The organism is Serratia sp. CY55921 (genome assembly GCF_052167655.1).
Taxonomy (GTDB): Bacteria; Pseudomonadota; Gammaproteobacteria; order Enterobacterales; family Enterobacteriaceae; genus Serratia; species Serratia ureilytica.
The window spans coordinates 1,229,647-1,251,585 of the sequence record NZ_JBJNMU010000001.1 but is presented as its reverse complement, the minus strand read 5'-3'; the positions used below and the strand labels follow the sequence as shown (position 1 = coordinate 1,251,585).

Here is a 21,939-nt window from a genome sequence, read left to right as displayed (position 1 = left end):
GCGGTGCGCCGCTTTATTTAACCGGCGTTCCGGCGATTATTTATCCAGCGCGTAGGCGATGACGTAATCACCGCGATCCGGCGACTGACGTGCGCCGCCGGCGGAAATGACGACATACTGCTTACCGGTGGTCGGCGAGACGTAACTCATCGGCGTGCCGCCGCTGCCGACCGGCAAGCGCGCTTTCCACAGCTCTTGCCCGGTGGATGAATCAAAGGCGCGCAGATAATAATCCTGCGTACCGGCGATAAACACCAGGCCGCCTTGAGTCGCCAGCGTGCCGCCCAGCGTCGGCATGCCGACCGGCATCTGCGCGCGCATTTTGATGCCGAACGGCCCGGTATCCTGCACCGTTCCTACCGGAACCTGCCACACCACTTTGCGCGTCTGCAAATCGATGGCGGTGAGGGTGCCGAACGGCGGTTTTTGGCAAGGAATGCCCAGCGGCGACATGAAGCGATTCTTATTGACGGCATACGGCGTGCCTTTGAGCGGGACCGCGCCCATGCCGGTATTCACGGCTTCACCGCCGTTGCCGGCCGGCGCGCCTGCGTCGGCTTTCTGCGGGATCATCTGCACCCACAGGCCCAGACGCATATCGTTGGCGAAAATATAACGGTTGTTCGGATCGGTAGAGAGACCGCCCCAGTTCATGCCGCCCAGCGAGCCGGGGAAGCTGAGGGAAACGTCGGTGTCCGGCGCGGTGAACAGGCCGTCATAACGCATCGATTTAAAGCTGATGCGGCACATCAATTGATCGAATGGCGTAGCGCCCCACATGTCGGACTCGCTGAGCTTCTGCGCGCCAATCTGCGGCATGCCGACGGAGAACGGCTGCGTGGCGGAATATTGCTCGCCCGGAATGGTGCGGGTCTTCACCGGCAGTTCCTTCACTTCGGTCAGCGGTTTGCCGGTATGGCGATCCAGCACGAAGATCTGCCCGCTTTTGGTGCCGATAACCAGCGCAGGGCGGGTGGTGCCGTCCTGCATCGGGAAGTCGAGCTGGCTGGGCTGCATCGGCAGATCGAAGTCCCACAGATCGTTATGCACGGTCTGATAGACCCATTTCTCTTTGCCGGTGGTCGCGTCGAGCGCCAGCACCGAGGCGCCGTATCGGTGATCCAGCGCGTTGCGGTTGGCGCCCCACAGATCGACGGAGGAGCTGCCCATCGGCAGGAAGACCGTGTTCATCGCCGGATCGTACGACATCGGCGCCCAGGAGTTCGGGGTGCTGCGCACGAAGTGTTGATCCGGTTTCAGGGCAGCGTTCGGCTGCGGATTGCCCGGGTCAAACGCCCAGCGCATTTCGCCGGTGATCACGTTGAAGCCGCGCAGCACGCCGCCGGGCATGTCGGTTTGCACGTTATCGGCAACGCGCCCGCCGACCACCACGGTGGTGCCGGCCAGCGTTGGCGCCGACGTCAGTTGATATTTCGGATCGGCGGCGTCGCCGAGACCGGCCTTCAGGTCTACCACGCCCTGGTTGCCGAAGTGTTGGCAGAATTCGCCGTTGTCGGCGTTAATCGCCATCAGGCGCGCGTCGATGGTGTTCATCAATATGCGCCGTTGGCAGCTGTCGCCGGCCGCCAGCGCGACGGGCGCGGCGGGGGTTGAACCCGGCACGCTCGGCGCGGGCAACGGCTTGTGGACGTCGAAGTAGGCCAGGCCGCGACAGCGGTTCCATACCTGCGACTTGGCGTTGACTTCTCGCCGCCAAATTTCTTTGCCGCTGTCGGCGTCGACGGCGATCACATTGTTATGCGGCGTGCACAGGAAAATGCGGTTGCCGATCTGCAGCGGCGTTTGCTGATCTTCCGCGCCGTTGCCATCGGGACTGATAGGGATGTCACCCGTATGGAACGTCCAGGCGACTTTCAGCTCCCGCACGTTATCGCGGGTGATCTGATCCAGCGCGACGAAACGGCTGCCGCCCGGCGTATTGCCGTAGTTATCCCAATCTTTCTGCTGTTGCGCTTTATCAACCGGGATCAGCGGCAGCGGCTGGCCGCTGAAGGCAACGGTGGGATGCGGCTGGAACATTTGGACAAAGGCGCCGACCATGCCGACCGCCAGCAAGGCGGAGAGCAGGTAAGCCGGCTTGGCCAACGGCGCTTTGCCTTCGCGCTTGCGCAGCGCCGGCCAGGTGAGGAAGGCCAGCAGCATCAGGCCGGTCGGCACCATCAGGCGGGAAATCAACGGCCAAAAATCAAAACCGGCGTCCAACGGCGCCCAAATGACGGTGCCGATGAACACCGCCAGGAACAGCCAAACCGCTGAGGACTTGCGGCGGAAAAACTGAATGGCCGACAGCAGGATGACGAGGCCGGCAATCAGGAAGTAGGCGCTGCCGCCCAGCGAGAGCAGTTTGCCGCCGGCGACAGTGAAGAACAGGCCGGTGGCGGCCAGGATGATGCCCAACAGGCAACACCATAGCGTAAGTTTTATGCCCGAACGTGCATTGGCATCTGACATTGAATAATCTCCAATAACATACTGATTCTTAAAGGTGAAAAGGTCGTTATTGGCGACTATTGTAACATTGATGGAGGTGCGCTTGTTAAGGGTATGTAACTGTTTTTATGAGGGAAAAGCCGACGTTATCGGCACAACCTCGGTTTGGCTTAGAGGAATATCCGTTTCTGCCAGTGTACGAGCTGCGCGGCAGGCAGAGAGGCAACCTGCGCCACCCGGTGGCGATTTTCCAGGGCGATTTCCCGGGCGCGTTGCAACGGCTCGGCGCTGAGGCGCTGCACGCTTTGCCGCAGCGCCTGTTGCGCCAGCTCCAGTTCGCCGGCGCCGAGGTGCGCCAGTTCATGGCGCATCTGCAGCAAAAATTCGTCGGTTAACTGCCGCAGCTGCTCAACGGCGAACGTCGGGGATTGCAGCGCAAACAGCAGGCCTTCGGCATCGGCGCTGCGATGAAAGGCGCATTGCACCACGTAACCCACGTTGCGCTCGACGCGCAACTGCTGGAAGTAACGCGGCGCGTAAAGCCGGGCCAGCACGCGCAGCGCCCAACGGCCTTCGGCTTCGTCGTTTGGCAGCGGGTAAAATTGCAGCAAGGCGTGTTCTGCGCCGCTTTCCGTCAGGGTGACGGGGTGGCGATGCAGAGGCGACGGCCGCTGAGCCTCGTCGGTTATGGGAAAAGGAAAGTCATACAGCAAATGCGACAGCCGCCGTTTTAACTCGCCGTCGCCGCCGACCAGGGTGGCATGCCAGAGTGGGGCCGTTGCCGTTGATACGCTCAACGCCGCCGGCAATTGGGCTAACAGGCGGCGAATGGCAATATCGTTTTGCGCTTTGAGCTGCGCGTGGCGCAGGTTTCTCGCCGCCTCGTTGATGACGGCCGGCGGCAGCGCCGCCAGGGCCCGATTCACGGCGTTCAGACCGTGGCAGATCAGCGCTGCGCTGCCCGCCAGCTGTAATAACCACACGCCCTGGTGGCGCTCGATGCTTAAATGTCCCTCCCGGTGCGCTAACTCGGCCGCTCCAGGGCGCAATGCCGCCTGCAAACCACAGGCCTGTTCTTCGCTGAGAGCGCCATGCGACGCTGGGCGCAGTAGCAGCACCGGCTGCGCTTCGTCGGGGTGCAGATGCCGCAGCGGCGCCTGGCCGGCCGGCAGGGGCGGGATCGGCAACGCCGCCGAGGTGGAGAAAAAGCGGAAAGGATCTATCGTGGGCGTCGGCACGGTGCGGACGAAGGGCGCGAGCGCCAACGGCAGCCCTTGAATTTCACGCGTTTCACCGCCTCCCTCAGGCAGCACGGCCAGACGGCGATGCGGCGCGCTAATCAGCGCCGAAATATGCCGTGGCCAATCGTCGTTCGGCTCCACCGGCGGCAGCCCAAATGCTCTGGCGCGCAACTGATCGAGCGGCGCCAAACGGTGGAAATCGCGGTTTGCCAGTTGCCCGAAATGCGCAAGCTGAGCCGGTGTCAGCGCGATCAGCGCCTGCAACCAGGCCAGCAAGGCGCTTTCGATGTGGGCGGCTTCAGACGCCGCGCCGTGATTGACGGTAAAAATAAAACTCAGCAGGGCGCTGTTTTCAGCGCAGCGGGCGTAATCCAGCCTAACGGCGTCGGCCCACGCGTGAGCGCGCAGCCGTGCCAGCAGCCCGCCAGGGGCTTCGTCAAGTAATAAACGCTCCAGCCGCCGCAGCCAGCCGCGTGAACGGGAGTGCGGCAGGGCAAACACCAACCGCAGCTGCGGCGCGCCGGGGAGAAACAGCGTGTAATCTTGCCCGGCGGCCAGCGGCGGCAATGCCTCGGGCGGCGCGACGCTGCCCGGCGGCAAGGCGCCGCCGTAGCGCTGCGCCAGCGCATGCAACTGCTCGAGCGATTGCGGGCCTTGCAGCCACAGCGTGATGTTCGGCGCGCGGTAATAGTGGTGGTGAAACTGCCGCAGCACCCGTTGCAACGCGGGAATATCGCTGCCGAAAGCGGCGCGGCTGCCGATATGAAAGCGGTGCAACGCGTCAATGCCGCTGAACATCTGCCGCTGCGCCGCTTCGCAGCGGGTTTCACCGTCGGCGCGCAGCAGGCGATATTCGGCGTCGATGACCTCGATCTCCTGGGCGATTGCCTCAGCCGCCAGCTGTGGGACGGCGAGCATATCGATCAGCCTGGCCAACCCCTCCGCCAGCTGTTCGGCGCCCACCTCAAAGAAAAACGCGGTTTGCGTGGCCTGGGTCGTGGCGTTTAACCGGCCGCCGACCGCCGGCGTCCAGCCCATCAGCCCATCCTGTGCACTAAAGTTCACGCTGCCGCGAAACAGCATATGCTCCAGCAGATGCGCCAGGCCCGGCCAGGCGGCAGGCGCCTGAAAGCTGCCCGCCTCGATGCGCACCAGCGCGGCGGCGGCCTCGGCGTCAGGGGTGCTAATCGCCCTGACGGCCAAACCGTTATCGAGCTGCCACGAGGCGGCGAGTGTCATCGTCAGCCCTTGAAGATCAATCGGGAGTTGGTCTGATTGCGAAAACGCAGCTGATCGATACCGATCTGCGAGCGATTCGCCGCTTCACGCGCCGCCAGAATGGTGCCATGGTGCGGCGACTTGCCGCACACCGGATCGGCGTTGTCGGCGTCGCCGGTCAGCATGAATGCCTGGCAGCGGCAGCCGCCGTAGTCTTTCTCTTTCTCCGAACAGGAACGGCAGGGCTCCGGCATCCAGTCATAGCCGCGATAGCGGTTAAAGCCGAAGGAGTGATACCAGATATGCTGCAGATCGTGCTCCAGCACCGACGGAAAGGCGATCGGCAACTGGCGGGCGCTGTGACAGGGTAACGCCATGCCTTCCGGCGTCACGCTCATGAAAATAGCCCCCCAACCGCCCATGCAGCCTTTGGGGCGTTCCTCATAGTAATCCGGCGTGACGAACAGCAGGTTGGCCAGCTTGCCGTCGGCAGCCATGCGCTCGCGATAGCGTTTCACCACGGCTTCCGCATCGGCGATCTGTTCGCGGGTCGGCAGCAGGCCTTCACGGTTCAGGTGCGCCCAGCCGTAGAACTGGCAGGTCGCCAGCTCGACGTCGTCGGCATCCAGCTGGATCGCCAGTTCGATGATGCGGTCGATCTGGCCGATATTATGGCGATGCAAGACGAAGTTGAGCACCATCGGATAGCCGAGCGCCTTGACCGCCTTGGCCATCGCCAGCTTCTGCTGAAACGCCTTGGCGGAGCCCGCCAGTGCGGCGTTCAGCGTTTCATCGCTGGCCTGAAAACTGATCTGAATATGATCCAGCCCGGCATCGGCGAAAGTCTGCAGCTTTTTCTCGGTCAGGCCGATGCCAGAGGTGATCAGGTTGGTGTAAAACCCGAGATCGCGCGCGGCGGCGATCAGCTCGGGCAGGTCTTTACGCACCAACGGCTCGCCGCCGGAGAAACCGAGCTGTACGCTGCCCATCGCCCGCGCCTGGCGAAACACCGCGATCCATTGCTCGGTCGTCAGCTCTTTTTCCTGCGCGGCAAAGTCGAGCGGGTTGGAGCAATAGGGGCACTGCAGCGGGCAGCGATAGGTTAGCTCCGCCAGCAGCCAGAGCGGCGGATTTACCGCCGGCGCGCGTGGCTCAGTCACGGAAGGTCACCCATTTTTGTTCGTAGGCGCGCTGGAAAAACGCCAGCACGTCGTCCGCCAGCCCCTCGGCGCCGGGGAAGCGGGCGTTCAGCTGCGCGATGATGCCGTTCAGCGTGGTGTTACCGTCAACCAGCTGCAGGATAGCGGCGGCGCTGTCGTTCAGTTTGGCCATGCCTTCCGGGTAGAGGATCACGTGGCTGTTTTGCACCTGCTCCCATTGCAGGCGGTAGCCGCGGCGGAAGACGGGGGTGTGTTCAGGATTCAGTGTCATTACACCAGCCTCTGATTGTGCCAGACCCGCGCGGCGGTCACGCTGTGGTAAGGCGGGCGGTTCAGGGTATAGGCCATGCTCATGGCGTCCAGCATGCTCCACAAAATATCCAGCTTGAACTGCAGGATTTCCAGCATGCGCTGCTGTTTTTCAACGGTATCGCAATAGTCTAGCGCCAGCGCCAGCCCGTGCTCCACGTCGCGGTTGGCCTGGCCGAGGCGACTGCGGAAATAGTCGTAGCCGGCGGCGTCGATCCACGGGTAGTGCTGCGGCCAGCTGTCGAGGCGCGACTGGTGGATCTGCGGCGCGAACAGTTCGGTCAGCGAGCTGCAGGCCGCTTCCTGCCAACAGGCGCGGCGCGCGAAGTTGACGTAGGCATCCACCGCGAAACGCACGCCGGGCAGCACCAGCTGCTCGGATAGCAGGGTATCGCGCTGCAGCCCAACCGCCTCGCCGAGGCGCAGCCAGGCCTCGATGCCGCCTTCGCTGCCGCCGTAACCGTCGTGATCCAGAATGCGCTGCACCCATTTGCGACGGGTTTCCGGCTGCAGGCAGTTGGCCATGATCGCCGCATCCTTGATCGGAATGCTGGTCTGATAGTAGAAACGGTTGGCCACCCAGCCCTGGATCTGCTCACGGGTCGCTTCGCCGTTGTGCATCGCGATGTGATACGGGTGGTGGATATGATAATAAGCGCCTTTGGCGCGCAGTGCCGCTTCAAATGCCTGCGGAGTCAGGGGGAGTGGTTGCGTCATGGCGATTCCCTACAGTTCGATATTCATGCCGTCCCAGCTCACTTCGATGCCGGCGGCGCTCAGGCTCTGCCGTTCCGCGGAGTCTTCATTGAGGATCGGGTTGGTATTGTTAATGTGGATCAAGATCTTGCGTTTGGCGGGCAAGGTACTGAGCAGGGCAGCCAGCCCGTGCTCTTCCGCCAGCGCCAGATGCCCCATGTCTTTGCCGGTATTGCGCCCCACGCCGGCGTTGGCCAGCTCGTTGTCGCGCCAGAGCGTGCCGTCGATCAGCAGGCAATCCGCCCGGCGCAGCCAGGGCATCAAAGCCTCGTCCGGCTCACCCAGGCCCGGCGCGTACAGCAGACCGACCCCGCGCGCGGTATCTTCGATAAACAGCGCCACGTTGTGGCCCGGCAGCGGGCGATCGCGGTACGGCGAATAGGGCGGCGCGTTGCTGAGCAGCGGAATGGCGGTGAAGCGCACGTTTGGGCAGACCGCCGTGTGGAACGGTTCGCCGGGCGTCACCGGGTGATGGATTAACCCGCCGTTCCAGTGAGAGAGCATGGGAAACACCGGGAAACCGGTGCTGAGATCGTCGTGCACTTCGGGGGTGCACCAGACCTGATGCGGGCAGCCCTCACGCAAATTGAGCAAGCCCGCGCTGTGATCGATCTGGCTGTCGGTCAGCACGATCGCGCCGATGCCGGTGCCGCGCAGCACGTCGGGATTGTTCAATTCGGGCGAGGCCAGCAGCTGATGGCAAATGTCCGGGGAAACGTTGCACAGCACCCAGTTTTTACCGTCGTCGCTGACGGCGATGGAAGACTGCGTGCGGCGCGTGGCGTTGATGCTGTGGCTGCGAACGCCCCGGCAGTTGTCGCAGTTGCAATTCCACTGAGGAAAGCCGCCGCCCGCTGCCGAGCCGAGAACTTTTATCTGCATGTCTGAACCAGAAAAAGAAGGAAAGAAATGCCCGCGCGAAAGGCGGGCAGACAGGCGATTAACGGTTGGAAATGTACAGCGTCACTTCCAGCCCCAGACGCAGGTCAACAAACTCAGGTTTGGTCCAGGTAGTCATAGCGGTGCTCCTTTGCATGCATCGTGATAGTTCGAAGCCAATGAGAAAAATTCGCATTCGGCTGGCTCAATGTTGACGAAATGTGACGGAGATCGCAACCGTTAAAGCGTAACCGGGTTATTCACCCCAGGTGGCGGAGAGCACGTTCAGCCAGTTGCGCCAGGTCAGCTTCTCCAGCAGCCGGTCGTCAAACCCCGCCTGCTTGAGTGCTTGCGTCAGGCGCGGCAGGCCTGCGGCGTCCTCCAACGGTTGCGGTACGTTAACCCCGTCAAAATCAGAGCCAAATCCCACGCGATCTTCACCAAGTTTAGCGATCAAATACTCAACGTGTTTAACAATTTCTGTTAAGCCTGTCGTTGCACTGTCACGTTTTCCATCAGCCCGCAGGAAGGCGGTGCCGAAATTGACGCCGACCATACCGTCGCTCTGGGCGATAGTGTCCAGCTGCGCGTCGGTCAGGTTGCGCGGCTGCGGGCAGAGGGCGTGGGCATTGGAATGGGTGGCGACCAGCGGTGCGGTGCTCAACGCGGCGGTTTGCCAGAAGGTTTTCTCGTTCATGTGCGAGACGTCAATCATGATGCGGCGCTGGTTGCAGGCGCGGATCAGCGCTTCACCGGCCGGCGTCAGGCCGGGGCCGGTATCGGGTGATCCGGGGAACGGCCCGCTGACGCCGGTACCGAAGGCGTTCGGCAGATTCCAGAACGGCCCGATGCTGCGCACACCCAGCCGATAGAAGGCCGCCAGCTGCGTCAGCGCCGCGTCGATCATGCCGGCGCCTTCGATATGCAGCACCGCGGCGATTTGCCCGTCGAGGCGGCACTGTTCTATCTCGGTAGCCGTGCGGCAGAGGCGCAACTGCCCCTGAGAGGCGCGTTCCAACTGGTGCAGGATGGCTATCTGCCGTTCGGCTATCGCCAGCGGATCGAACGCGGCCTGCGCGTCCTCCAGCGTTTGATTACGCATTTGGGCGATATAGCTGACCGGAGGAATAAACACCGCGAACAGCCCGCCGCAGAATCCGCCGCGCCGCATGCGTGGAAAGTCGAGGTGGCCCGGCGCGACGTGCGAATAAAAGGCGGTGACCGGATCGTCATCGTGCTGCAGCCACAGGTTGAGCAGCAGGTCGTTATGGCCGTCGAACACTGGCCAAAGGGGGGGAAGCGTCATGGGCGTTTCACTGTGTCAGGCATCATGCACGCTATGTTGTACGATCGCGCGAGGGGGAACAACCCCCGCGCGATGAGGGATTTAAAGGCGTATCGACAGCTCGACGTCATCCGCGAACGGCGTGGAGAGATAACCCGACGCCGGAGAACGCACGCGCGCCAGATAATCTGGGCTGTAATCGGCGTTGTCGGCGACGATCAGCGCGCCGGGGCGCAGACGATTTTCCAGCAGCGCGAGGATATCGGGGTAAAGCCCCTTGGCGCCGTCCAGCAACAGCAGGTCGACAGTGGCCGGCAGATCGTCGCGCAGCGTTTCCAGGGCGTCGCCGACGCGGATCTCCACCAGGTCGATGACGCCGCCTTCAGTCAGATTGTTGCGCGCCTGCGCCGCTTTGCTCGGTTCAAATTCGCAGGTGATCAACCGGCCGCCGCCGTTGTCGCGCAGTGCGGCGGCCAGGTGCAGAGTAGAAATGCCGAACGACGTGCCGAATTCGACGATGTTTTGCGCCCGGCAACCGCGCGCCAACATATACAGCAATGCGCCGGTTGCCGGCGACACGGCCAGCGGGAAATCCTTCAGGCGGTGGTAGAGTTCGCGATACTCGGTTTTGCTCTGCATCAGCCGGCTTTGCTCTTCGTCAGGCACGTCGCGGAACAGGGCGGCAAGCGCCGGCGAGCGGCGGGATGCCTGTTGAAACAGGCGGCTTAGCAGCGGCGCTAAGGGGGCAGTGGTCAGGGTACTCATGGCTAATTTCCTGTCGTAAATGGAGCGCGTTAGCGCATGCCGCTATAATATGACGAACTATTCGTATTCCTCTATTCGCATTGGCCGTCCGCTATGACTGAACGCCGCAGTAAGCAAATTTCCTCGAGAAAACAACCACAACAGGCGCGATCTGCCGAACTGGTTTCCGCCATTCTGACCGCTGCTATTCAGGTTTTGGCGCAGGAGGGGGCGGCACGTTTCACTACCGCCAGAGTGGCTGAACGTGCCGGCGTCAGCGTCGGGTCGCTTTATCAGTATTTCCCCAACAAGGCGGCAATCCTGTTTCGTTTGCAGAGCGACGAATGGCGACAGACCACCGATATGCTGAGCCGTATTTTGGCCGACCGCGAGAAAACGCCGTACGAGCGCCTGCGGTTGCTGGCGCAGGCATTTATCCGTTCGGAATGTGAAGAAGCGCAGATGCGCGTAGCGTTGAATGATGCGGCGCCGCTTTACCGAGATGCGCCGGAGGCACAGGCGGTGAAGGCGACCGGCAAGGGTATCGTGCAGGTTTTCATGTGCGAAGCGTTGCCTGATGTGCCGCCGTTCACTCGTCGGTTGGCGGGCGATCTGATCGTCGGCACGTTGGGGGCGGCGGGCAAGCAATTCTCCGAAACGCCGCGAACCGATACCGAGATCGCGTCTTATGCCGATGCGATGGCGGACATGTTCTGCGCGTATTTAGCCGATTTAAACGGGCGTGTGGCGCGGTAAGGTTCTTTGTGACATTGTCACCCACTGCGCGCAGTGCCTATACCCGTTGGCGACAAACGGCCAGCACCAGCTGCCGCAGCCAACGGTGATCCGCCTCGGCGTCCAGGCGCGGGTGCCACATTTGCGAGACGGTAATGGGCGGCGTTTTCACCGGCAGCTCGAACATGCGCAGCGGGCCGTCGTCCGGATGAGCATGCACAAAGGAGGCGGGCAACAGCGCCAGCAGGTCTGAGGCTTGCGCCACCGCCAGCGCGGCCGGAAAGCTCGGCACCACGGCGGCAATCTGGCGCGTCAGCCCCAGCTCCGCCAACGCGGCGTCTACCGGCCCGAGAATGCGCCCGCTGCGCGAGGCCACCACGTGGCCGCAGGCGGCGTACTCGGCGGCGCCTATCTTGGGCCGCTGCGCCAGCGGGTGCGCGCTTCTCATCACGCCGACGAAGCGGTCGCGAAACAGCGCCTGCAGGCGGATTTCCGGCCCCATTTCGCCCAGCACGCCAATCTCCAGATCGACCTGGCCTTCACGCAGGGGGCGGTCGCTTTTCTCCGGCTTGGGCGCAAAGCGCAGCCGCGCCCGTGGCGCCTGTTGCGCAGCGGCGGCGATCAGCGCCGGGCCGAAGGCCTCGACGAAGCCGTCGTTGGCGCGCAGCGTAAAGGTCCGGTCGAGCGTGGCGGGATCCAGCGCGTTCGGCGTCGGACGCAGCAGCGCCCGAGCTTCGAATGCCGCGTTTCGCACCCGTTCGCGCAGCGTTTCGGCATAAGGCGTCAGCACCATATGACGCCCGGCGCGCACTAACAGCGGATCGCCGGTGGCCGTGCGCAGTCGGCTGAGGGTGCGGCTCATCGCCGAGGCGCTTAAACCGAGACGTCGCGCCGCGCCGGCAACGCTGCCCGTCGACAGCAGCGCGTCGAGCGCGGTCAGCAGGTTGAAATCAGGGTCGGTCATGCGTTTATCCTGTGGCGCCGGAAATAAGAGAAGGCGTTTACTGCAGTTTGTGCGTGCGAATACTGTATCACTCGCCATGCATTATGCCTGAGCCTGTTTTCCGTATGCCATGACATACCGCTAAAAAACCGGAGGGGGACTGGCCCATTTGTCGTCTGAACATGGCGATAAAGGCGGAAGGATCGTTATACCCCAGGGTAGAGGCGACATATTTGACGGCTTTCCCTTCCTGCAACAGCCTCATCGCCATGAGGGTTTTGCTTCTCAGCTTCCATTCATTGAAAGAGATGCCGGTAGCGGCGAGAAATCGCCGCGACAGCGTACGCTCACTCAAGCCCAGCATGCCCGACCATTGTGCCAGCGTGTTGAGATCGTGCGGCGCGGCGCTCATCTTTTCGGTCATGATCTTGATAACGTCGTCGCTGCCGAGCGGCAGATAGCTGTCAAAACGCTCCGACAGCGCCAGCTGCTCAAGCAACGCGGTAACCAACGTCTGGTCCTGAGGCGTGCGCGGATAGCCAATACGCCTTTCTGAAAAATCGGCCAGCACCGCTTTGACGACCTTATTCAGCCGCAGGGTTTGCGGTTTGTTCGGTAAGAATTGGCATAGTGGGGGACTGACATGAAGAATGACATAATCAATTGCACTCTTTGCGACGGATTCATGTTCAGTATTAACGGGGAGCCAAATGGCATATTCCGGCGTGGATAAATAAATATTGCTCTCAATATTTATTTCCACCAGCCCTTTCATGGAATACATCAGTTTTCCCCAGGGCAACGCCTGTAAAGGGAATTGCGCTCCTGCCGGCCAGGATTTATTTCTGAACCAAATCGATATTGGGGCTTCCCCGGTCAATTCTGACGGTTTCATGACGCCTTCCTGTCCGCTCATGGCTGAGCCTTCCTATTATAACAATAAGTTGTCTGATAATCGGCATTTCTATTCTATGGGGAAAGCTTACTCTGGCCAGGTCATTCCCCTGGATAAAGGTAACCTTATGTACGGCAAAATCATTGATCTTTCGGTGCCGCTGATGAGCGGGATCGCCTCCGATCCGGAAAGTTTTCTGCCGGAAATCGAGTATGTTGATAACAAGCGCGGAGCGTTGCAGCTGGCGGAATCATTTCCCGGCCTGGATCCCCGGGAGCTGCCGCGTCAGGAGGGCTGGGCGGTGGAGTTTGTCCGCATGAGCACCCATGCGGGGACGCATATGGACGCCCCTTATCACTACCATTCACATATGGATGACGGATCGGCGTCAAAAACCATTGATGAAATACCGTTGGAATGGTGTATCGGCCCTGGCGTCAAATTGGATTTTCGCCATTTTCCCGACGGTTATGTGGCCACTGCGCATGATATTGAGCGTGAATTAGCGAAGATCGGCCATCATATCACCGCCGGCGATATCGTCCTGGTCAACACGGCGGCCGGCGGGCGTTACGGCAGCGAAGATTTCATTCATCGCGGTTGCGGCATGGGCCGTGAAGCGACGCTGTATCTTACCGAGCGCGGCGTCAGGGTGGTCGGCACCGATGCCTGGAGCTGGGACGCGCCATTCAGCCATACGCGCACCAAATTTGAACAAAGCGGCGATGTTTCGCTTATTTGGGAAGGGCATTATGCCGGCAGTCAATATCCTTATTGCCAGATTGAAAAACTGTGCAATCTTGAATTGCTGCCGCCCTGTGGATTTAACGTGATCAGCCTGCCGGTCAAGGTTTATAAGGCATCCGCCGGCTGGGCACGGCCGGTTGCAATTATCGATGAACGCGCAGGAGAATAAACGATGGCCAGAATAAAACTGCCGACGGTGAGTGAATTAACGGCTGAACAGCAGCAGCAATATGCCCGTTTCCCCGCCAACCTTACGCTGGGGCTGTTGAAAACCAGTCGCTCGGCGCAGGGATATCTGTCCCTGGGAGCTTCTTTTCCGGCCGGGCGACTGTGTGATAAAGATCGGGAAATGATCATATTAAGGGTTGGCGCGTTAAGCCACAGCGCTTATGAGCGTATGCAACACTATCCGCTGGCGATCCTTGCAGGGTGGCACGATGACGATATCAAGAAAATAGAGCAGGGAGTTGGCGTCGATGCCAGAGGGACGGCCATCTTGCATTTTGTCGATGAATGCGTGAAGCGGGTGAAGGTTTCTGCCGAAACATTTAACGCGGTCAGACATTACTATGATGAGGTTCAACTTGCTGAGCTGTCATTAATTATTGGGCACTACATGATGACGGCGCGTTTTTTGGAAACTCTGGAAATCGAGCTGGACGAGCAAGCAACGTCGTGGGAAAACATGTCTACGGATTGAGTGCGTGCACGGCGTGAGCGCGATAAAAAAGCCGATAACCTGGGGGTTATCGGCTTTTAATGCGCAGTGGCGGAGGGTTACGCCGGCAGCTGCTGCGCGGTTTTCTCGACCAGCGCCAGCAGCAGCTTGATGTCTTCCAGCGTCACGATCGGGTTCAGCAGCGTCATCTTCAGGCAGGTCACGCCATCGAACTCGGTCACGCCGACGTTGGCGCGGCCCGACTCCAGCAAGGCATCACCGATGCGCTGGTTGAACAGCGCGACGGCCGCGTCGCCTTTCGCCGCCAGCTGCGCCGGGCGGTAGCGGAACAGCACGCTGGCCAGCTGCGGCTGCATCACCAGTTCCAGCGATTCCTGGTCGGCGATGTAACGCGCCACCTGTTGCGCCAGCGAGACGCCATGATCGATGATCTCGGCATACTGCTTCTGCCCCAGCGCTTCCAGCCCCATCCACAGCTTCAACGCATCGAAGCGGCGGGTGGTCTGCAGCGATTTGGAGACCAGATTCGGCACGCCTTGCGCTTCGTCGAATTCGGAGTTCAGGTAGGCCGCCTGATAGCGCATCAGCTCGTAGTGGCGCTCGTCTTTCAGCAGGAAGGCGCCGCAGCTGATGGTCTGGAAGAACTGCTTATGGAAGTCCAGAGTGATGGAGTCCACCAGCTCCAGGCCGTCCAGGTAGTCGCGGTACTGCTCGGAGAGCAGCAGCGCGCCGCCCCAGGCCGCATCCACGTGCACCCAAATTTTCTGCTCCGCCGCCAGCCGTGCGATATCGCGCAGTGGGTCGATCGCACCGGCATCGGTGGTGCCGGCGGTGGCGACGATCGCCATCACCTGCTCGCCGTTAGCCTTGGCCTGCGCCAGTTTTTCCGCCAGATCGTTCACGTCCATGCGGGCGAAGCGATCGGTTTTCACCAGCGTGACGGACTGGTAGCCGAGGCCCATCAGCGCCATGTTCTTCTGCACCGAGAAGTGGGCGTTTTCAGAACAGAACACTTTCAGCTTGCGCAGATCGCCCACCAGACCGTCCTGTTGCACGGAGTGGCCCTGACGCGCGAAGAATGCATCGCGCGCCAGCATCAGCCCCATCAGGTTGCTCTGGGTGCCGCCGCTAGTGAACACCCCGGCGTCGCCGGGCTGGTAACCGACCTGGGCGCGCAGCCACTCGATCAGCTTCATTTCGATCAGCGTGGCCGACGGGCTCTGATCCCAGGAGTCCATGCTCTGGTTGGTGGCGTTGATCAGCACTTCAGCGGCCTGGCTAATCACCAGGCTCGGGCAGTGCAGGTGCGCCACGCACTGCGGGTGGTGCACCGACAGGCTGTCTTTCAAAAAGTACTCGATGGCGCGCTCGATCGCCGCCTGGTTGCCCAGGCCTTGCGGGGTAAAGTCGAGCTGGATGCGCTCGCGCAGTTCGGCAACGCTTTTGCCCTGATACATCTCGGGCTGTTGCAGCCACTGCACGACGGCTTCACTGCTCTGTGCGATCGCCTGGCGGTAAGCCTCGGCGCTGTGCGCCGAGGAAGCCAGAATCGGGTTTAACTTGGACATCGCGGTCATTCGCTCCAATCAGACTGGCTTGACGCCGGCGGCCAACAGCGCCTGCTCAAATTTATCCAGGAAAATACCCAGCTCATCATTGGTGATCAGCAGGGAAGGCAACAGGCGCAGCACGCAGCCGTTGCGCCCGCCGCGCTCCAGGATCAAGCCGGATTCGAAGCATTTTTTCTGCAGCAGCGCGGACAGCTCGCCATCGGCCGGGTAGCAGCCCATGTGATCCTGCGCTTCGTTCGGCTTGACGATCTCGATGCCGATCATCAGGCCCAGACCGCGGACGTGCCCGATCACCGGATAACGTTTCTGCAGCTCGGCCAGCTTGCCTTTGAGCCATTCGCCCTGAGCGGCCACTTTATCGGCGACCTTATGCTCCTTCAGGTACTGCAGGGTGGTCAGGCCGGTGGCCATCGCCAGCTGGTTGCCGCGGAAGGTGCCGGTGTGGTGGCCCGGTTCCCAGGCGTCGAACTCTTTTTTGATGCCCAGCACCGCGAGCGGCAAGCCGCCGCCGACCGCTTTCGACATCACGATGATGTCCGGCTCGATGCCGGCGTGTTCGAAGGCGAACAGCTTGCCCGTACGGGCGAAACCGGCCTGAACTTCGTCGATGATCAGCAGAATGCCGTGTTCCTGCGTCACTTTGCGAATGCGCTGCAGCCACTCGACCGGGGCCGGGTTAACCCCGCCTTCGCCCTGAACGGCTTCCAGGATCACCGCCGCCGGTTTACGCACGCCGCTTTCCACGTCGTTAATCAGATTATCGAAGTAGTAGGTCAGCGCCTTGACGCCGGCTTCGCCGCCGATGCCCAGCGGGCAGCGGTATTCATGCGGATAAGGCATGAATTGCACTTCCGGCATCATCCCGTTGATGGCCGCTTTCGGCGACAGGTTGCCGGTGACCGACAGCGCGCCGTGGGTCATGCCGTGGTAGCCGCCGGAGAAGCTGATCACGCCGGAACGGCCAGTGTGTTTTTTCGCCAGCTTCAGCGCGGCTTCCACCGCATCGGCGCCGGACGGGCCGCAGAACTGCAGGCAGTACCCTTTGCCTTCGCCCGGCAACAGAGAGAGCAGGTAGTCGGAGAAACGATCTTTCAACGGGGTCGTGAGATCGAGAGTATGTAACGGCAAGCCGCTGGTAATGACATTTTGGATGCTTTGCAGGACGTCGGGGTGATTATGTCCAAGAGCCAACGTTCCCGCCCCGGCCAGGCAATCAAGATATTGATTATTCTCAACATCAGTGATCCAAACGCCCTGGGCTTTCGCAATTGCCAACGGCAATTTGCGCGGATAACTCCTAACATTCGACTCAAATTCGGCTTGACGCGCCAAATAGGTTTCATTGTTTCCGTTTAATGAGTTTGCAACTAAAGTATCAATACGGACTTTATCCGTCATCATATCTCTCCTACAACCGAAGGTCTCAAGACGCAACGATTGAATTAATGAATTAGAAAAGTAACTGCCTTGTGAAAAGCGCGACCAATATATGGCTTTTTTGCCTGGGACTCAATAGCCGATTTTGTTTTGAATTGTTTAGTTTTTTCTTAGGCTCATCAATATGTTGTTGATTTGTTGACCGTTGGTTTTGCCGGCAAAAAACAACATTTCTTTAACATTGCGTAAAAATCCTTTTCTGCTTTCCTTTGGCTGCTTCTTTAATGCATTTATTATTAAGGTGAATTTCCGATTAATAACATAAATAGAAAATAGCGGCTTATTTTCATCTATTCACCACCTTAAGTCCTATAGCGGTTATATACACAAAATTTGTGATGAATATAAGCAGTCGAGCGTTAAAAGCGCAGTATCCAGAGTGGTGATTTCTTGCAGATTTTACGTAGCGCGATCAAAAAAGCGGGATTTTTGTGCGGCGCCGGCGTGTCTGCCGGCGCCGCGGTCATTAACGTTGCCGTAACCAGGCGTGATAGCGCCGCAGAGTGCGGCGGGTGCGCCACCGATCGATGAGCAGCGACCACAGCGGGGAGTAATGCACGTTGCGCGTCCGATCGCGGCTCAGGGCGTGCATGCGGCGCTTGATCAGCGCCATGCGGGCGAGCAGCGTCAGCGTTTTGTCGCGCCATTTTACCGGTTCGGGCAGCGCATGAGGGGCTTCGCCGGTTTGCCAGCGGCGCGGCAGATCGGGAATTTCCGCCATGGCGGTGGCGATGCCGACCACCGCGACGCCGCTGTTCAGCACCCGTTGCGCCACCGACGGGCGGGCGATGCCGCCGGTGGTCATCACCGGCATGCGCGCTACTGCGGCGAGATCGCGGGCGAAGGTCAGAAAATAGGCTTCGCGCGCCAGGGTGCTGTCGTCTGCGGCTTCCCCCTGCATCGCCGGGCTTTCATAACTCCCGCCCGACAACTCCACCAGATCGACCGGCAGTTCGTTGAGCATCAACAATACCTGTCGGGCCTCGTCCGGCGAAAAGCCGCCGCGCTGAAAATCGGCTGAATTGAGCTTCACCGCCACGCAAAAGTCTGGCGAGACACGCTGGCGCACCGCGCGCACCACCTCCAGCAGCAGACGGGCGCGATTCGCCAGTTCGCCCCCCCAACGATCGCTGCGCTGGTTGGCCAACGGCGACAAAAACTGGGAGATCAGGTAGCCGTGCGCCGCGTGGATCTGCACGCCGGTAAACCCGGCCTTTTCGGCGGCGTGCGCGCTGGCGGCGAAGCGGGCGATCACCTCGGCAATCTGCGCTTCGCTCATGGCTTCCGGCTGCGCGAACGCCTTGCTGTACTTGCCCATCGCCATCGGAATGGCGGAGGGCGCCCAGGCGTTGCCGCCCATGTTGGCCATCACCTGACGGCCCGGGTGGCTGAGCTGCATCCATACCTGCGCGCCTTCCTGGCGCGAGGCCGCCGCCCAGGTTTTGAACGCCTCGAGCGGCGTATCCTGTTCCAGCACCACGCCGCCGGGGCCGGTCATGGCGCGTCCGTCGATCATCACGTTGCCGGTGATGATGAGGCCGGCGCCGCCGATACCCCAATGTCGATACAGACGCCATAGCGCGGGGCCGGGCAGTTGGCCTTCATCGGCCAGATTTTCTTCCAACGCGGCTTTGGCCAAACGGTTGGGTAAGCGACTGCCGTTGGGCAGAATCAGCGGGGTAAACATCGGGTACGTTCCTGTCGCAGGGGGAATGGCGCTATACTAGGTTTAAAGTTAACTTTAAGGTCAATAGGGCATGAAAATCGGAGAGTTGGCGGAGCGCGCCGGCATAGCTGCCTCGGCGATACGTTACTACGAACAGCAGGGCCTGCTGCCCAAAGCGGTGCGCGGCGTTAACGGGTATCGGGTGTATAGCGAAAGCGCGCTGGAGCGGCTGCATCTGATCCAAATTGGCCAGAATCTGGGATTTTCGCTGCAGGCGATCCATGGGGTCTTAGCGCTGCAGGGCAGCGCTTATGAGGATGGGTTGATACAAGGCGTCGACAGCCGGCTGGCGGAAATCGAGCGGATGATGGCGACGCTGAACGAGCAGCGTGAGACGTTGATGGCGACGCGGCGCATTCTGTTGGAATCCGGCGTGGCGGGGTTATGCCGCGCAAAAAATGAAAAACAGGCCGGTGGGTGGCCGGCCTGCAAAGATTAGCGGCGTTTAAAGGCGGAGCGCCCGGCATATACCGCCGCGATGCCCAATTGGTCTTCGATGCGCATCAGCTGATTGTATTTTTCGATCCGCTCGCCGCGGCACGGCGCGCCGGTTTTCAAATGGCCGGCTCGCATCGCAACCGTCATATCGGCGATAAAACTGTCGACGGTTTCGCCGCTGCGGTGTGAGATAAAGGCGCCCCAGCCGTTTGCCTGGCAAAGCTGCACGGCGGCGAAGGTTTCACTCAGCGTGCCGATCTGGTTCAACTTGATCAGCGCCGCATTGGCCAACCGTTCATCAATCCCGCGCTGGATGTACTTCACGTTGGTGACGAACAGATCGTCACCGACCAGTTCCACCTGGTCACCCAGGGCATCGCTCAGAATCCGCCAGCCCGCCCAGTCGTCCTCGGCCAAACCGTCTTCAATCAGCACGATGGGGAAATCCTGCACCAGCCGTTGGTAATAGGCCGTCATCTGAGCGGCATCCAGTTCGGTGTTTTCGCTGCGCAGGCGATATTTGCCGTTGGCGTAGAATTCACTCGAGGCCGGATCCATGCAAATGGCGATATCGTCACCCGGTTGATAACCGGCTTTCTCTATCGCTTGCACGATCAGCTCCAGCGGTTGCCGGTTTGAGGCGACCGCCGGCGCGAAACCACCTTCGTCGCCGACGCCGACCGACAGGCCTTTTTCCAACAGGATTTGGCGCAGCGCCTGATAAACTTCACTGCCCCAGCGCACGGCCTCGCGCAGCGACGGCGCGCCCAGGGGCGCTATCATAAACTCCTGAAAGTCCGCGCCTTGCCAGCGGGCATGCACGCCGCCGTTGATGATATTCATGCAGGGCACCGGCAGCAGGTTGGCGCCGATACCGCCCAGATAACGATACAGCGGCAGCTGCGACAATTTCGCCGCGAGGCGGGCGGCCGCCAAAGAAACGCCAAGCAGGGCGTTGGCTCCCAATCGGCTCTTGTTCTCGCTGCCGTCCAGCGCGATCAGCCGGCGGTCAATCTCCTCTTGTTGGCGTACATCCACCCCGCGCAGTGCCTCATTGATTGCCGTTTTGACGCTTTGCACCGCTTCCTGCACGCCTTTACCGCCGTAACGGTGCGGATCGCCGTCGCGGTGTTCCACTGCCTCGCGCGAACCGGTGCTGGCGCCGGAGGGAACCGAAGCCCGTGCTACGACGCCCGCCGCAGTCATTTCAACTTCGACGGTGGGATTGCCGCGCGAATCTAGGATCTCTCTGGCGGTTACGTTTTCAATTTCATAGCTCATGGATGATCACCTCATTCTAGGGAGTAGGCACGTGCTTTATCAGCACGTCGATCGACAAATGGTTAACGAACTCGAAGCCGAAGGAGGCAAAGACGCCGAATGGTCGGTTCTGATGGCCAAGCAGCAACAGATCGACGCCTTCACGGGCAATCAGGGTTTCAACGTCTTTGAAGCGATGGATGCTGACCATTGCGCGCACCTCCAGGGGGATTGAGCAGTCTTCCACCAGGCGGCTGAGCATGGCTTTGGCGGCGATCACCTCGCTGGACTGGCGATCTTTGGTTTGTGCATCGCTGAGGTAGTCCAGCTCGGCATAGTCGGCGCTGATGTGCGCCACGGTAATGCGCGTATTCATCTGCTGATTGAGGCGTTCGGCATGGCGTAACAGCAGCCGGCCGTCGCGTTCATCCTGCACCAGCAGTAAAGCATGTTGATAGAGCGACATGACTTATCTCCCTGCGTTAGCAATCTGTAGGGTTAACCACGGTAAAACCTCTTTTTTCCGGCTCGTCATGCCGGGCAGCGACACCTGCCGAATGGCCAGCACCCGGTTCGACGAGAAATACAGGGTAGAGCGGTGGCGGGTGATATCGGTAACCAGCAGCGCGGCCATCTCCAGCCCGGCCTCCTGCTTAGCCTGCTCGAGCGCCTGTTGCAGCGCGGGCAACAGCGGATCGATATCGCTCATAGCCCGCACTTCTATCTGCGACAGCAGCAGCGAGACGCTATGGATGCGGTAATTCTTGGCGTCACGGTGCAGCAACTGCGGGGCGGATTGCCCCGAAAGATCGGTTTTGGCGGCAAGCAATCCGGCGGTGAAGGCGTCATAGTCAACGTGAGAGATTGCGCATAACCGCGCGACCGCCACCCGATCCTGTTCGGTGGTGGTCGGTGCGCTCAGCGCAACGGTATCGCTCAAAATCGCGCCCAGCAGCAGCGTGGCCTGGGCGGAAGAAAGCGGCATCGGCGTATCTGACGTCAGTATGGACAGGATCACGGTGGCGCAACAGCCAACGGCGCGGATCCAGACATCGGGCGGGTTGCGGGTGATCAAGGTGCCCAGCCGGTGATGATCGATAACGCCGACCACATCGCTGTCGGGCAATGAGGCCGGCCCTTGTTCGACGTCGGTAAAATCCACCAGCCAGACTTTGCGGTCACGGAGATCGTCTGTCAGCAGCGCAGGCGCTTGTACGCCGGCGGCGGCCAGTATGTAGCGGGTTTCCGGCGTCAATTCGCCAAGGCGGAAAGCGACGGCCGGTTTGCCGAGGTGATTGAGCCAGTCCGCGACCACCAGCGCGCTGCAGATACTGTCGCTGTCGGGATTTTTATGGCCGAAAACGTACAGCGGCATTTCCCGCACGGCGAGATCAGGCTGGGACGGAAAAGGGGTAATACGTGAGATTTCATTCATAGCGACTCCTGACATACCTGCCTAAAAAAT

The 21,939-nt window shown here is 60.8% G+C and carries 21 protein-coding genes; 4 read left to right on the top strand and 17 right to left on the bottom strand.

The annotated features are described in order from the left end of the window. Positions 1-36: 36 nt before the first annotated feature. The 9 genes from ACJ8M3_RS05905 to ACJ8M3_RS05865 form a co-directional block, all read right to left on the bottom strand. Positions 37-2,472, bottom strand: coding sequence for a glucose/quinate/shikimate family membrane-bound PQQ-dependent dehydrogenase (locus ACJ8M3_RS05905; RefSeq protein WP_089197042.1), 2,436 nt, complete (start codon positions 2,470-2,472; stop codon positions 37-39). Between the two features lie 149 nt (positions 2,473-2,621). Then, positions 2,622-4,931 carry a pyrroloquinoline quinone biosynthesis protein PqqF gene (pqqF, locus tag ACJ8M3_RS05900; protein ID WP_089197043.1) on the bottom strand — a complete coding sequence of 770 codons (2,310 nt, stop codon included), beginning with the start codon at positions 4,929-4,931 and terminating at the stop codon, positions 2,622-2,624. 2 nt (positions 4,932-4,933) lie between these two features. Beyond that, complete coding sequence (gene pqqE / locus ACJ8M3_RS05895; RefSeq protein WP_033643058.1) at positions 4,934-6,070, bottom strand: pyrroloquinoline quinone biosynthesis protein PqqE; 1,137 nt, start codon at positions 6,068-6,070, stop codon at positions 4,934-4,936. Further along, positions 6,063-6,341, bottom strand: a complete 279-nt coding sequence (gene pqqD, locus ACJ8M3_RS05890; RefSeq protein ID WP_033643059.1) for a pyrroloquinoline quinone biosynthesis peptide chaperone PqqD — start codon at positions 6,339-6,341, stop codon at positions 6,063-6,065. The genes pqqE and pqqD overlap by 8 nt, the downstream gene beginning before the upstream one ends. Then, positions 6,341-7,096, bottom strand: coding sequence for a pyrroloquinoline-quinone synthase PqqC (gene pqqC / locus ACJ8M3_RS05885; protein WP_089197044.1), 756 nt, complete (start codon positions 7,094-7,096; stop codon positions 6,341-6,343). The genes pqqD and pqqC overlap by 1 nt, the downstream gene beginning before the upstream one ends. A 9-nt stretch (positions 7,097-7,105) precedes the next feature. Further along, positions 7,106-8,017, bottom strand: a complete 912-nt coding sequence (gene pqqB / locus ACJ8M3_RS05880) for a pyrroloquinoline quinone biosynthesis protein PqqB (protein ID WP_033643061.1) — start codon at positions 8,015-8,017, stop codon at positions 7,106-7,108. Positions 8,018-8,075: 58 nt separating this feature from the next. After that, positions 8,076-8,153 (bottom strand): pyrroloquinoline quinone precursor peptide PqqA, encoded by a 78-nt coding sequence (gene pqqA, locus ACJ8M3_RS05875; protein ID WP_004937827.1) that lies wholly within the window; start codon positions 8,151-8,153, stop codon positions 8,076-8,078. Between the two features lie 117 nt (positions 8,154-8,270). After that, on the bottom strand, positions 8,271-9,320 hold the full coding sequence (locus ACJ8M3_RS05870) for a dipeptidase (protein WP_089197045.1): 1,050 nt from the start codon (positions 9,318-9,320) through the stop codon (positions 8,271-8,273). An 81-nt stretch (positions 9,321-9,401) separates the two neighbouring features. After that, a complete protein-coding gene (locus tag ACJ8M3_RS05865) occupies positions 9,402-10,064 on the bottom strand; it encodes an O-methyltransferase (protein WP_060660725.1) in 663 nt (220 codons plus the stop codon). Positions 10,065-10,157: 93 nt separating this feature from the next. On the opposite strand from ACJ8M3_RS05865, the gene ACJ8M3_RS05860 reads away from it, so the two are divergent. Beyond that, positions 10,158-10,799 carry a TetR family transcriptional regulator gene (locus ACJ8M3_RS05860; protein WP_033643065.1) on the top strand — a complete coding sequence of 214 codons (642 nt, stop codon included), beginning with the start codon at positions 10,158-10,160 and terminating at the stop codon, positions 10,797-10,799. A gap of 37 nt (positions 10,800-10,836) precedes the next feature. Here the strand turns inward: ACJ8M3_RS05860 and ACJ8M3_RS05855 are convergent, their stop codons facing one another. Both ACJ8M3_RS05855 and ACJ8M3_RS05850 read right to left on the bottom strand, forming a co-directional pair. After that, positions 10,837-11,742 carry a LysR family transcriptional regulator gene (locus tag ACJ8M3_RS05855; protein WP_060660724.1) on the bottom strand — a complete coding sequence of 302 codons (906 nt, stop codon included), beginning with the start codon at positions 11,740-11,742 and terminating at the stop codon, positions 10,837-10,839. A 67-nt stretch (positions 11,743-11,809) separates the two neighbouring features. After that, on the bottom strand, positions 11,810-12,505 hold the full coding sequence (locus ACJ8M3_RS05850) for a helix-turn-helix domain-containing protein (protein ID WP_230079602.1): 696 nt from the start codon (positions 12,503-12,505) through the stop codon (positions 11,810-11,812). Here ACJ8M3_RS05850 and ACJ8M3_RS05845 point away from each other — a divergent pair. Next, on the top strand, positions 12,495-13,532 hold the full coding sequence (locus ACJ8M3_RS05845; RefSeq protein WP_225528794.1) for a cyclase family protein: 1,038 nt from the start codon (positions 12,495-12,497) through the stop codon (positions 13,530-13,532). The genes ACJ8M3_RS05850 and ACJ8M3_RS05845 overlap by 11 nt on opposite strands. Before the next feature lie 3 nt (positions 13,533-13,535). Further along, positions 13,536-14,063: a carboxymuconolactone decarboxylase family protein gene (locus ACJ8M3_RS05840; RefSeq protein ID WP_089197047.1), complete on the top strand. Its 528-nt coding sequence runs from the start codon at positions 13,536-13,538 to the stop codon at positions 14,061-14,063. Between the two features lie 77 nt (positions 14,064-14,140). Here ACJ8M3_RS05840 and ACJ8M3_RS05835 read toward each other — a convergent pair whose 3' ends face one another. The 3 genes from ACJ8M3_RS05835 to ACJ8M3_RS05825 all read right to left on the bottom strand — a co-directional run bounded on the left by ACJ8M3_RS05835 (position 14,141) and on the right by ACJ8M3_RS05825 (position 18,737). After that, on the bottom strand, positions 14,141-15,610 hold the full coding sequence (locus ACJ8M3_RS05835; RefSeq protein ID WP_042785705.1) for a pyridoxal phosphate-dependent decarboxylase family protein: 1,470 nt from the start codon (positions 15,608-15,610) through the stop codon (positions 14,141-14,143). A gap of 18 nt (positions 15,611-15,628) precedes the next feature. Then, positions 15,629-17,011, bottom strand: a complete 1,383-nt coding sequence (locus tag ACJ8M3_RS05830) for a diaminobutyrate--2-oxoglutarate transaminase (RefSeq protein ID WP_089197048.1) — start codon at positions 17,009-17,011, stop codon at positions 15,629-15,631. 505 nt (positions 17,012-17,516) lie between these two features. Further along, a complete protein-coding gene (locus ACJ8M3_RS05825; RefSeq protein ID WP_089197049.1) occupies positions 17,517-18,737 on the bottom strand; it encodes an NADH:flavin oxidoreductase/NADH oxidase family protein in 1,221 nt (406 codons plus the stop codon). Positions 18,738-18,807: 70 nt separating this feature from the next. Here ACJ8M3_RS05825 and ACJ8M3_RS05820 point away from each other — a divergent pair, with 70 nt between their 5' ends. Then, positions 18,808-19,215 (top strand): MerR family transcriptional regulator, encoded by a 408-nt coding sequence (locus ACJ8M3_RS05820; protein WP_089197050.1) that lies wholly within the window; start codon positions 18,808-18,810, stop codon positions 19,213-19,215. Here the strand turns inward: ACJ8M3_RS05820 and eno are convergent. Genes eno through ACJ8M3_RS05805 form a run of 3 tightly spaced genes read right to left on the bottom strand, consistent with a single transcriptional unit; the run spans position 19,212 to position 21,909 of the window. After that, complete coding sequence (eno, locus tag ACJ8M3_RS05815) at positions 19,212-20,495, bottom strand: phosphopyruvate hydratase (RefSeq protein WP_089197051.1); 1,284 nt, start codon at positions 20,493-20,495, stop codon at positions 19,212-19,214. The genes ACJ8M3_RS05820 and eno overlap by 4 nt on opposite strands. Positions 20,496-20,511: 16 nt before the next feature. Next, on the bottom strand, positions 20,512-20,940 hold the full coding sequence (locus ACJ8M3_RS05810) for a universal stress protein (protein ID WP_089197052.1): 429 nt from the start codon (positions 20,938-20,940) through the stop codon (positions 20,512-20,514). 3 nt (positions 20,941-20,943) lie between these two features. Beyond that, complete coding sequence (locus ACJ8M3_RS05805) at positions 20,944-21,909, bottom strand: DHH family phosphoesterase (protein ID WP_080280835.1); 966 nt, start codon at positions 21,907-21,909, stop codon at positions 20,944-20,946. Positions 21,910-21,939: the final 30 nt, after the last annotated feature.